We start from the raw sequence: 11,545 nt of genomic DNA, 5'->3' as shown, positions 1-11,545 counted from the left end.
TAAGTGATAGGTTGAATATTTTTAATTAAAAGGTCTGCTAAGCATGAATGTTTTAGTTACAGGTGGCATGGGTTACATTGGTAGCCATACAAGTATCCAGATGATCAACGCAGGTATGACACCTGTACTTTTTGATAGCTTGTACAACAGCAAACCAAGCGTTCTAGAGCGCATCGAAAAAGTCTCGGGCGTTCGTCCCAACTTCATTGAAGGTGACGTTCGTGATAAAGCGCTTTTGACTGAAACTATGAAGCAACACAACATCGAAGCGGTTATCCATTTTGCTGGTCTGAAAGCCGTCGGAGAGTCTGTGGAAAAGCCTCTTGAATACTACGACAACAACGTAAACGGCACTTTAGTTCTTGTTGATGCAATGCGTGATGCGGGTGTAAAAACCTTGGTATTTAGCTCTTCAGCAACGGTATACGGTGATCCTGCAAGTGTGCCAATTACTGAAGACTTCCCAACAAGCGCTACCAACCCATATGGTCGTAGTAAACTAATGGTTGAAGAGTGTTTAACCGATTTCCAAAAAGCCAATCCTGATTGGAGCATTACACTGCTGCGTTACTTTAACCCTGTAGGTTCACATCCAAGTGGTGAGCTAGGTGAAGACCCGCAAGGTATCCCAAATAACCTAATGCCATTTGTCTCTCAAGTAGCAGTGGGCCGCCGTGAATTCCTATCTGTATTTGGTAGCGATTATCCAACAAAAGACGGGACTGGCGTTCGCGATTACATCCACGTAATGGATCTGTCTGATGGCCACATCGCAGCGCTTGAGAAAGTAGGGTGCAAAGACGGTCTTCATATCTACAACCTTGGTACGGGTAACGGTTCAAGTGTGTTAGACATGGTTAAAGCATTCGAACAAGCAAGCGGTAAAGAGATCCCTTACAAGCTAGTTGAACGCCGTCCTGGTGACATCGCAGAGTGTTGGGCAGATCCAGCTAAAGCTCAGAAAGAACTGGGCTGGAATGCAAGCCGCACATTGGCTGAAATGACCGAAGATACATGGCGCTGGCAGTCAACAAACCCGAATGGATTCCCTGGTTAACCTAGTGGTTTCGTGAATGATTCAAAAATTAAAAGATGCTTTCGGGCATCTTTTTTGATCTTAATCGAATAAAAAGTAAATTAGTGGTTAAAAAGTATCATTCTGTATCCGCTGTGTTATTATGCTCGCGAATTATATGTTTAATGTTAATTTTCTTTGGAGTTAATCATGGAACTAGGCCTAATCATCACTTTCATCGTTGCTGCTGCAGTAATGGTTAAAAAAGAGATGGCAGAGAAGTAATTTCACTTATTACCTTTTTTATACAATTTTTTAGTGAAATAAATTAAAAGCCAGCAATTAAGCTGGCTTTTTAGTTTCTGCTGTATCAGATTCTGTCGTGAAGTTTTCTAACGAGTTAGAATTCGTATTTAGCTGAAATACCGTAGTTTCTTTCCGCTTGAGTGTTCTCTTTGTAAAGTTCATCATCACCGCGAATATCATTCCAACGGTAGTACTCTTCGTTAGTTAAGTTGAACACACCACCACGAATCGTCAGATCCTTCATTGGTTTGTAGTAAGCTGTTAAATCAACAACTGTTGCGCTTGGAAGCTCAGCCTGGCCTGCGTTACCGCCACTTTCGTCATCGAAGTTGATGTCTGAACCAGATTTGTCAGCTGTGTAGTTTAACTTAACGCTAGTACCCCAATTTTGGTTTGGCGCATCATAGTTAAGACCTAACACCGCATTCCAAGGGTTAACACTATTTAGTGCATTTCCGTTTCCGTCCTCACCCTCTGTGTATGAAGCTACGAAGTGAGTTGAAATACCCTTAGGCGCACCAACCAAGACATCCCAAAGTAACGTGTTCGAGAATTCAATCCCCTTTATCGTTGCCGAATCCAAGTTAACGTTAGAATAGTGCGTTGTTCCACCAACCTTTTTCGTAACCACTGTCTCGATAAAGTCATCGTAGTCACTGTAGTAGGCCGCGATTTCAGATGATGAAGCTTGAGTGTTGTGACGATAGCCTAGCTCGTATGAAATACTGGTTTCTGATTTAAGATCTGGATTTGGATCATTTACGTACCCATGTCCAGGGTTATCATATGTATAGTAAAGTTCATCAAAAGAAGGGGCTCTAAAGCCTTGGCTAATTTGGCCAAAAATAGTGCCTGTATCTGTAAGTTTGTATGTTGAACCTAAACGACCAGTTACCGCAGAATCTGAGAAATCACTCAACGTCTCAGTGGTGTTGTTACCAGGATCAGTTGAGAAATAGTCAAAGCGTACACCAGGGGTAACAATAATTTTGTCATTCACTAAGCTAATTTCGTCTTGAATAAACAAGCCAAATTTTTGCTCCTTAGCATCTGGAGTATATACATAAAGTTGGTTATCAGTAGCAGGATCAGAGTTATACTCCATATTGGTGTTGCTGATGTCACTATGTGTATAAGTTGCACCATACACTAGGTAATGGTTGTTAATTTCTTTATCTAGCTGAGTCTCGATTTCAAGCTTATCTTCAGTGTACTCGTAGTCTTTTGTTTGTAAGTTGTCGTTGTTAGCTGGTACCCAAGGTGGCATACCTGGGCCTGCAGGTTTAAAGCGCTTAGTTACACCATTCTCTTCTTTAGAAATGTACGATACTTTACTCGTTACAGTATCGGCAATTGTGCCATCAGCGAACCAAATGTGCTTAATAGCGAATCGATTTTGCGTTGTGTCATCAGCACCTGTATAGCTATCGTAGCTTGAGTGGTAGATGTCAGAGTCTGAAGTATCTTTGATTAGCTCAGCTAAAAACTCGATACGATGACTTTCGTTTAACTGATATTGCAACTTAACCAAAAGATTATCTGCTGAAGTATCTTGACCTTCTACAGCGTAGTTCTCTAAGTCGTTAGGGTTACGGAAGTTTTGCAACTCTTCACCATCTCGACGAGTGTAGGCTACCAATGTTTCTAGGTCATCGAATCGATTAGCTAATGCAACGTGCTCACTGAAAGAGTTATCTTCTGAAGAGTAAGACAGTTTCGCTTGACCGCCAAAGTCTTCTCCATCTTTTAAGAAATCAGAAGGGTCTTTAGTTTCAAAGGCGACAACACCACCAATAGCGTCGCTTCCGTGTAAACTTGAAGCCGCACCTTTGATAATTTCGACACTTTTCAGCATATCGGGATCGATTGAAATACCGCTAGAGTTAATAAATGCGTAAGGGCCACCATCAAATGAACCTGGTTGCGATGAGCCATCCACTAAAATCTTTACGCGCTTACCTTCCATGCCACGAATGTTGATGGTTTGTGCACCTTGTCGAGAGCTCGAGTTCATCGTTACACCTGGAGTGTATTCGAAGATTTCGTTTACATTTTTTGCCATGTTCTCTTCGATTTGCTCATCGGAGATGACTGCAACAGAAGCCGCTGTATTGATAAGTGTTTGATTCGTGCGCGTCGAGGATACAACAACCTCATCAAATAGGGCATAATCTTCAGCAAAGGCTGACGTTGATGAAAGCGCTAAAACGATTGAAGCAGAGAGTAGGGATTGCTTATACATCTGATAGTTACCTTAGTTCCATAGTATTATCTTGATTTGCGAAGATGATATTGGATCTAAATGATAATTACTATTATTTGCATTTAATTAATTTTCAACTTTATCAACTAATTCATAATTAATGCTCTTAATCACTTGTATTAAAAAGACTTATTCAGTTCCATTCATTTTGTGAATGCTTCTGTTTTTGTGATGTAAATCTCAATTTATAGTAGGAAAGCTATGCATAGCCCAATAACACTTGAAGCGTTACACATCCTAGACGCCATTGACCGACGTGGAAGTTTCGCCGCCGCGGCCAATGAAATGGACAGAGCGCCTTCATCACTCAGCTATCAAATACAGAAGCTTGAACAAGATCTAGACATCATGATTTTTGACCGCTCAGGCCACCGTGCAAATTTCACGGAAGCGGGTCAGTTGATACTTGAGCAAGGTAGAATCATTCTTGGAGCTACAGAACGTCTTGTTAACGAGGCAAGCATTCTAGCCAATGGTTGGGAGCTCGATTTGACCATCGCCTTTGATGGCATTATCCCGATTGCTAACTTTTTCCCACTGGTAGATGAACTAGGAAAAATCAGTAAAACACGCGTTCGTTTGCAAGAGGAAATCTTAGCGGGTTGTTGGGAATCTCTCACAGATGGTCGTGCTGACTTATTGATATGCCCTAAGCTCGATACAATTCCAAACGATATGAAAAGTGACGTAATTGGTAAAATGGAGATGGTGTGGGTCGCGGCATCAAGCCACTATGTTCACAAGCGTTCTGGTGAATTCGATCAGAAGGCGAGAGAAAGTTACAGGGTTATTGCCATTGCAGACACCGCACGCGATCAGCCAGCACTAAGCATCAATATTCTAGAGAAACAGCCACGTTTAACCGTGACAAGCTTTCCTGCGAAAGTAGAGGCTTTGACATCAGGACTAGGGATTGGCACCTTACCGAATAGTGTCGCTAAACCTTTGATTGAATCTGGCGTACTACAGCAGATCTCCGGTACAGAACCACAACCGATCGATATTGTTATGGCTTGGCGACGCAACAAAATGGGCGACGCCAAGTCTTGGTGTATCCAACATCTTAAAAAGACATGGGCGTTAAAGTAACGGTAACACCATATCTGCAGTACCATCTTCAAAACTGATATCTAGCTTAAAACCGAGCTTTTGAGCTAGTGTCAGCATCCCTCTATTGGTTGGCATCGTCATACCCGACATCTGCTTGGTCTGCTTCGCACGGCAGTAATCGATAACCTTGGTCATAAGAATGCGACCTAGACCAACACCTTTAAGGTCAGAACGAATCAATATTGCGAATTCGGCGTCTGTGTTCTCAGGGTTAATCAGCGCACGGGACACGCCGATGATCGCTGGAACGCCTTGTTCCTCGCGAACGACCACAAAGGCGATTTCTCTATCGAAATCAATCTGAGTGAAATTCGCCAACGCCTCATGATTGAATTCACCGACATCACTAAAGAAACGCTTATAGAGATCTTCCTTAGACACACGGTTAATGAAGTCAGCATGAAGCGGTTCATCTTCGGGAAGAATAGGGCGTAACAACACTTCGGTTCCATCTTTTAGCTGGATACGTTCTTCAAGCTCGACCGGATAAGGGCGAATCGCAAGACGTTCCTGTGGATCGCCTTCGTACGCTTTCAAGATGATATCGGCATCTAATATCGTGAACTTGTCACCATTGGCCAGTACTGGATGGATATCCAAATCATGTATTTCAGGGCAATCCACTACCATTTGCGATATACGTACCAATAACTCAGACAAACCTTCTATATCGATGGGGTTAGGGAGTTTTTGTAGACGAATCTTGCCGCTTTTTATCGCTCGAATAATCAAGTAACGCGCCAGTGTCATGTTGAGCGGTGGAAAAGCAGCTGCGGCATCAATCGACTCATCCCACTCCGAACCACCTTGTCCAAGTAATATGATTGGGCCGAAGGTTTCGTCTGTTGTAACCTTAATACGCAACTCTTGGCCGCCCGCGAGCTTAGCCATACCTTGAATTAACAAGCCGTGGATGTTTGCTGTAGGGAAGGATAATTGAGAACGATCGAGAATTGCCTGAGCCGCATTGGCAACTTCACTGCTGTTTCGCAAATTGAGCATCACGCCTTGTACGTCTGACTTATGTGCAATATCCGGCGAACGTAATTTTACTGCGACGGGATAACCGATCGTTTCAGCGATGTGTACCGCTTCACTTGGGTCAGAAGCGATCCAAGTTGGTAACACATCGAGGTTGAAGCTCTTGAAAAACTGACTGTTTTGGTGAGTATCAAGGCTAACTGTATCTTTATCCAGTAGTTTTCTTTCTATCCAACCTTTCGCATCTGCTAGATCTTCAATGTGTACTTTTTCTGCAGTGGTCGGCGTTTCCATTAACTGACGTTGGTTACGTCTGTACTCGACTAAGTGCATGAATGCGACCACAGAGCTTTCAGGGGTCCGATAAGTTGGGAAACCCGCTTCGGTAAACAGCTTTCGTGCGGGCCTTGCTGTTAGCTCACCAGACCAATTCGTCAGGATGTTAAAGCGCTTGTGGCGAGGGTGCTTCTTAATCGCTTCAATAATTCGTTCTGCCGTTTTAGCGGAATGTGCGACCGCTGAAGGGCTGTGCATGATAAGAATCGCGTCTGCTTCATCGCCATCGAGTAAGATGTTTATAGTGTCGATATAACGTTGATCACCAGCGTCGCCGACAATATCGATAGGATTGCTATGAGACCAACTCGATGGCAAAACCTTGTTCAACTTATCAAGTGTCTCTTCTGAAAACTCTGCGAGCTTACCACCGCGGTCAAATAGGGTGTCCACAGCCATAATCGCAGGGCCGCCACCATTAGTAACAATAGCCAAGCGCTCGCCTCGCAATGGTACTGAATGAGTCAGTGTTTCTACCGCAGCAAACAGTTCATGTAAGTTCTTAACTCGTAGCATGCCGCTGCGTCGGATTGCGGAATCATAAATAATATCTAATGTGTCGGCACCGCCAGTGTGAGCCATTGCTGCGGCTCTGCCTTTCGCCGTTCGACCGCCTTTCAACACCAAAATTCGTCGGTTACGCGAAGCCGCACGCGCTGCAGAAATAAAGCGCCTCGCATCAGTAATGCTGTCTACATAAAGCAATATCGCTTCGGTGTGAGAGTCGGTACTGAGATAATCCAATAACTCCGAGAATTCGATATCGCTACCATTGCCTATAGAGATAAACGCCGAAAAACCGATCTCTTTGTCATTAGCCCAATCGAGAATAGTGGTACACACAGCTGCCGACTGAGAAACAAAGGCGATCTTACCGGGTAATGCTGTCACTGGAGAGAATGAGGCGTTCAAATTTAACCAAGGAACAATCACCCCCAAACTATTGGAACCCAACACTCGAATGTTGTGCTTTTTGGCAATCGCTAGGCATCGTTCATCATACGTCTCACCATTATCGCTTTCTTGCTGCATGTCTGAAGAAAGCACAATGACAGAGGCTATACCTTTCTCAGCCAGTTCTTCAAAAATAGCGACATTACGGGTCGCATTGGTACACAAGATTGCGAGGTCAGGAACAATCGGTAACGACAAAATGTTCTTGTAAGAAAGCACACCGGCCACTGAATCATATTTCGGCGTAACCGGCATCACCGCACCTTTAAAATCCCCATGCAACAAATTGTTCATAACAATATATCCTGCGCGTGTTTCTCGTTGAGAAGCACCAACAACAGCGATTGAACGGGGTTTAAGTAGGGGATCAAGATGATTCATAGACATATCCTAGCAATGCACGTAAGTTCATCGTAACTTACTTTGCACTCACAGGTTGATGGCAAATTCACCGAATTCAGATGAATAAGCAAACACTGCATAAAGTTTGTGAAATAGGTCACCCACTAATGGTGTATAATCCCAAAGTTAACTTGATTCTAAACCGACGTATCGGCATGATTTATAGTAATTATTATTAAGGATATAGAGCTTTCCATGAAAAAATTTGCAATTGTGACTTTGCCACTGCTCTTGGCTGCGTGTGTATCTGACGACTACGTTACCAATGTCACTTCAGATAGTTATCAAGAAGAGTACAAGACGGCCAAAGTTGAAGCTCCAGTTGTATCTCAATCTGAGCAAACAGGCGTTGTTGAAGAAAACGTTGTCAACGTGATCAGAACTGAACCTGTTGAACAGAAAGTCACTCAAACGACTAAAGCTAAGCCAGTTGCAGTAGTGACAGGACCAACCAAGAAACAACAAGACATGAACCAGCGTTTTGGTTACACAGTTCAAGTTGTTGCTGTTGGCAGCCAAAGTAAAGTCGATTCTTTCGTGAAAATGCTACCTACGACTTCTCAACCAGTTTGGGAAAACTACAAAATGGTTAACGGCACTAAGTGGTTCACGGTACTTTATGGTGACTACGCAACACGCTTAGAAGCTAAAAAGGCAATCTCAACACTGCCGAACACTTTCCAAAACTTGAAGCCGTTCGTTAAGAGCATTGATGACATCAAGAACTCTGAATACCCAACGCTTAACAAGTTGAACTAAGTTTTGATTCATAAAGAAGGGGCAAATGCTCCTTCTTTTGTTTTAAGACTCGCTGTTTTGTTTAATAGTTAATCGCTCGATCTTTCGAACGCAATTTTAACAATCAAAACACTGTACCTATCTCGACTTTTGTTTATCATTGAAGTCAGTACTCCTAGTTTCAAGGACCGAATTTACCCATGAACACCACAAACATCCTTCTACTTTGCGGCGGTGGATCTTCAGAGCATGAAGTATCTTTAGTTTCAGCCAATTACCTTTTTGAACAACTTAATAGCGTTGCAGATTTTAACGTTGTAAGAGTTGAAATTAAGAACGAAGGCTGGTGTCTTGATTCAGGTGAATTGGTTTATCTTGATATTAACGACCAAACCTTACGCGGTGACAATTTAGCATCTAAAGTCGATTTCATTGTGCCTTGCATACACGGTTTCCCAGGTGAAACAGGTGACATTCAATCACTGTTTGAAATGGCTAAAATTCCATACCTAGGTTGTGGTCCAGAAGCAAGCAACAACAGCTTTAACAAAATCACGTCAAAGCTTTGGTACGACGCACTTGGTATTCCAAACACGCCGTACCTGTTCTTATCAGACAACAATGATCAAGCTCACTCACAAGCAACTCAAGCATTTGAAAAGTGGGGTAAAGTGTTTGTAAAAGCGGCTCGTCAAGGTTCTTCTGTAGGTTGTTACCAAGTTAACCAAGTAGAAGATTTAAGCGAGGCTATCAACAAGGCGTTCACTTTCTCGAACCAAGTATTGGTTGAGAAATCAGTGGTGCCTAGAGAGCTAGAAATTGCTGCTTATGAAATCGATGGCGAGCTACACATCAGCAAGCCGGGTGAGGTGATTGCACCGAATGGCGCATTTTACTCTTACGAAGAGAAGTACAGTGCAGACAGCCACTCGATCACTGAAGTTGAAGCAAGTAATTTAACTGACGAACAGCGTGAATTGATTGCAGACAGCGCACGAAAAGTCTTCACCCAGATGAAGCTTCGTCACTTGTCTCGTATCGACTTCTTTTTAACGCAAGACAACGAAATCTACCTGAACGAAGTCAACACCTTCCCAGGTATGACGCCAATCTCCATGTTCCCTAAAATGGTTGAGCATGACGGCCACAAATTCAGCCAGTTCTTAGAAAACTGCGTGAGAACAAGCCTTTCTTAGGTTTCTAACTCGTTTTCGTTCACTTAGAGCTGAACCAACAAGTGCCTTGAGCTTTCGCCAAGGCGCTTTTTGTTTTTAACGCTAACCGTTTTTACAAATATCGTTTTAACCATAACTTATATCAAAATAGTAATATCCAAGTAATCTGCGACCCGTCATTGCCAAGGTATTAACGCCTTAAACTTCATCTTCTCACTATCAGCCGTTCCCGTGAAACCGACATATTGAGCTGGCATTGCCGGGCTAAGCCAACGACCAAAGTCCTGAATCTCTCTCACCTTAAGACCTTGTTTCGACAACTCTTGTGCAGCACCAACACGAATCGAATTTCCAGAGAAATGGTGATTTTCTGGCAGTTGAAGTAAGTCGCTAGCTCTTCTCAATATCCTATAGATGGACGAATCATCTAAAGGCTGCAAACCAATATTCTCATGCTTGTCTATCGCACGAAATACTGGCAAGTCATCTTGTATACCAGTAAACGAAAGCCAACGTTGAAGTGCAACACTGGCTATTTGTGACAACTGATAAGCCGAATCTTTGACTGTTACTTGGTAATGATCTTCAACGTACTCAACATCACTCATCGATAACAACTTAAGCTCTGAGCGCTTTAAAGCACACTCGAACATCACGTTATAAATAGCAATGTCTCTGATCTCTTTCAGGTTTGCTTTCTCATGGGAGAGTAACGTATTCAAATCAGTGAGATGCACAGATGTCATAGCATTGGTTTGTTTAGCGTCACCGGCCATTTGAGATTGTAAGTGGAGTAGGGTAAAGCGAACTTGCCTGTGCTTGATCGGGTTAGCAAAGCTCAACACAGTATGTAACATGCTAAGCGTTGCAGTGTAACGTTTTAGCGATGCGTATTTTCTATCGTTAGACTCCGTTTCAAGAAAACGACGAACAGCGGTTATAGATGCGGGAAGTGTGTTAATACGATGTTTGGTACAGAACGCATGATAGCGATTCCAATCACTGTAAATGCCCAACAGTGAATTGCGAGAGTATTGAAATCCTGTCAACTCATCTATAATTTCTATTGTCGCGTTGCTGTTTAATTTTTCAACAAATGAATTAATTATCACAGAGTCAGTTAAAATAGGGACTTTTTTTCTCAAATTACCATACCTCGACAGGTGTTTTTACCATATTATGCTTGATATCATTATTAGTATACTTATGATTAATGCAGTGAAAACAGAAAGATGATTAATAGATATGGCTAATTCAGTTTACCGAAGCGTCCATCTTCAATCGATAGATGCTAACAACACAGTTTGGCGTGCTAAGTTAAAAAACAACGTTATTCAGGGCAACCTAGCTGCCGTGAAAAAGAGTATTGATTGGTGGATTGATACCGCATCTATTATTGATCCAAAAGAATTCATGTCATTAAATAAGTCGAGAGGAACTGGTGGCTCGACTGAAAACTTCAACGGCTACCAAATCAAGAATGACACCGGTGAGCCTAATGCGTGGTATTGCATGTTTAACGGTCGCTTAATCAAAGGCGGCAAGGTTGCAATCCAACGCCATATAGAAGCTTACTTACTCGCAAAACAAAAAGCAGAGCAACAAAAGAAGTAAATTATGAGCCTAGTATATTCAACAGAAACAGGTCGCATTAAGCCTGAAGAAGAGAAAGTCCAACGTCCTAAAGGCGATGGTATCGTTCGAATCCAAAAAGAAACCAAAGGCCGTAAAGGCAAAGGCGTTTCTGTCGTAACTGGCTTAGACCTAGATGACGCACCATTAAAACTAATGGCAGCAGAACTCAAGAAAGTTTGCGGCTGCGGTGGCTCAGTAAAAGATGGCAACATCGAAATTCAAGGTGACGCGCGCGACAAGATCAAAGCGCACCTTGAAAAGAAAGGCTACAAAGTTAAATTTGCTGGCGGTTAATCTCTAACTAATACCAGGGTTAAAATCGAAGATTATTATCACTGGTTATTAGGTATTTTATGGTAAATAGCCAGTTTGGTTAAATACACAGTATAAATTAGAGAATATCGGCACAATACAAAGGCAGGGCATCACACAAAGATACCTGCCTTATAAACATCAAAATCAATTTAACATAACGTACATAATACGCAGTTAATAATGCGTGTAGTTAATTCTAAAGGTAGTATTCTCATCTTTTGTCCTTAAAATCCTTGTTCCAACTGACTCTCACGCTTCTTGCGCCGTTCAGAGTTTTCTTATCGCATTTGAAATCTAATAATTATATGTACGGCC

At 42.4% G+C, this 11,545-nt stretch carries 9 protein-coding genes; 6 read left to right on the top strand and 3 right to left on the bottom strand.

What is annotated here, in order from left to right; translation table 11 throughout:
• Nucleotides 1–43 precede the first annotated feature (43 nt).
• Nucleotides 44–1,057: a UDP-glucose 4-epimerase GalE gene (gene galE / locus AB4329_RS15170; RefSeq protein WP_017060088.1), complete on the top strand. Its 1,014-nt coding sequence runs from the start codon at nt 44–46 to the stop codon at nt 1,055–1,057.
• A gap of 358 nt (nt 1,058–1,415) precedes the next feature.
• Here galE and AB4329_RS15165 read toward each other — a convergent pair whose 3' ends face one another.
• Nucleotides 1,416–3,563: a TonB-dependent hemoglobin/transferrin/lactoferrin family receptor gene (locus tag AB4329_RS15165; RefSeq protein WP_372138663.1), complete on the bottom strand. Its 2,148-nt coding sequence runs from the start codon at nt 3,561–3,563 to the stop codon at nt 1,416–1,418.
• 222 nt (nt 3,564–3,785) lie between these two features.
• Here AB4329_RS15165 and AB4329_RS15160 point away from each other — a divergent pair, with 222 nt between their 5' ends.
• Nucleotides 3,786–4,673: a LysR family transcriptional regulator gene (locus AB4329_RS15160; protein ID WP_136974592.1), complete on the top strand. Its 888-nt coding sequence runs from the start codon at nt 3,786–3,788 to the stop codon at nt 4,671–4,673.
• On the opposite strand, the gene AB4329_RS15155 is transcribed toward AB4329_RS15160, so the two are convergent.
• Nucleotides 4,665–7,346, bottom strand: a complete 2,682-nt coding sequence (locus tag AB4329_RS15155) for a bifunctional acetate--CoA ligase family protein/GNAT family N-acetyltransferase (RefSeq protein ID WP_017069918.1) — start codon at nt 7,344–7,346, stop codon at nt 4,665–4,667. The two genes, AB4329_RS15160 and AB4329_RS15155, sit on opposite strands and share 9 nt — an antisense overlap.
• A 216-nt stretch (nt 7,347–7,562) precedes the next feature.
• On the opposite strand from AB4329_RS15155, the gene AB4329_RS15150 reads away from it, so the two are divergent.
• Both AB4329_RS15150 and AB4329_RS15145 read left to right on the top strand, forming a co-directional pair.
• The gene (locus AB4329_RS15150) at nt 7,563–8,126 is read left to right on the top strand and encodes an SPOR domain-containing protein (protein ID WP_017064585.1); all 564 of its coding nucleotides are present in this window, start codon (nt 7,563–7,565) and stop codon (nt 8,124–8,126) included.
• A 179-nt stretch (nt 8,127–8,305) separates the two neighbouring features.
• Nucleotides 8,306–9,301: a D-alanine--D-alanine ligase gene (locus tag AB4329_RS15145; protein ID WP_065584955.1), complete on the top strand. Its 996-nt coding sequence runs from the start codon at nt 8,306–8,308 to the stop codon at nt 9,299–9,301.
• 155 nt (nt 9,302–9,456) lie between these two features.
• Here the strand turns inward: AB4329_RS15145 and AB4329_RS15140 are convergent, their stop codons facing one another.
• Nucleotides 9,457–10,425, bottom strand: a complete 969-nt coding sequence (locus AB4329_RS15140; protein ID WP_017060094.1) for a tyrosine-type recombinase/integrase — start codon at nt 10,423–10,425, stop codon at nt 9,457–9,459.
• Nucleotides 10,426–10,525: 100 nt separating this feature from the next.
• On the opposite strand from AB4329_RS15140, the gene AB4329_RS15135 reads away from it, so the two are divergent.
• Nucleotides 10,526–10,894 carry a DUF3319 domain-containing protein gene (locus tag AB4329_RS15135; RefSeq protein WP_372138662.1) on the top strand — a complete coding sequence of 123 codons (369 nt, stop codon included), beginning with the start codon at nt 10,526–10,528 and terminating at the stop codon, nt 10,892–10,894.
• Nucleotides 10,895–10,897: 3 nt separating this feature from the next.
• On the top strand, nt 10,898–11,209 hold the full coding sequence (yciH, locus tag AB4329_RS15130; protein ID WP_008221404.1) for a stress response translation initiation inhibitor YciH: 312 nt from the start codon (nt 10,898–10,900) through the stop codon (nt 11,207–11,209).
• The last annotated feature ends 336 nt before the right edge of the window (nt 11,210–11,545 follow it).

The sequence above is a fragment of the Vibrio sp. 10N.261.54.A5 genome, from assembly GCF_041471145.1.
Taxonomy (GTDB): Bacteria; Pseudomonadota; Gammaproteobacteria; order Enterobacterales; family Vibrionaceae; genus Vibrio; species Vibrio crassostreae_C.
This window is presented reverse-complemented; position numbering and strand designations above follow the sequence as displayed.

Excerpts from the sequence above, each read along its gene's own strand:
- galE (WP_017060088.1), top strand. The coding sequence starts at position 44 with ATGAATGTTTTAGTTACAGGTGGCATGGGTTACATTGGTAGCCATACA.
- AB4329_RS15160 (WP_136974592.1), top strand. The coding sequence starts at position 3,786 with ATGCATAGCCCAATAACACTTGAAGCGTTACACATCCTAGACGCCATT.
- yciH (WP_008221404.1), top strand. The coding sequence starts at position 10,898 with ATGAGCCTAGTATATTCAACAGAAACAGGTCGCATTAAGCCTGAAGAA.
- AB4329_RS15155 (WP_017069918.1), bottom strand. The coding sequence starts at position 7,346 with ATGAATCATCTTGATCCCCTACTTAAACCCCGTTCAATCGCTGTTGTT.
- AB4329_RS15145 (WP_065584955.1), top strand. The coding sequence starts at position 8,306 with ATGAACACCACAAACATCCTTCTACTTTGCGGCGGTGGATCTTCAGAG.
- AB4329_RS15165 (WP_372138663.1), bottom strand. The coding sequence starts at position 3,563 with ATGTATAAGCAATCCCTACTCTCTGCTTCAATCGTTTTAGCGCTTTCA.
- AB4329_RS15135 (WP_372138662.1), top strand. The coding sequence starts at position 10,526 with ATGGCTAATTCAGTTTACCGAAGCGTCCATCTTCAATCGATAGATGCT.
- AB4329_RS15150 (WP_017064585.1), top strand. The coding sequence starts at position 7,563 with ATGAAAAAATTTGCAATTGTGACTTTGCCACTGCTCTTGGCTGCGTGT.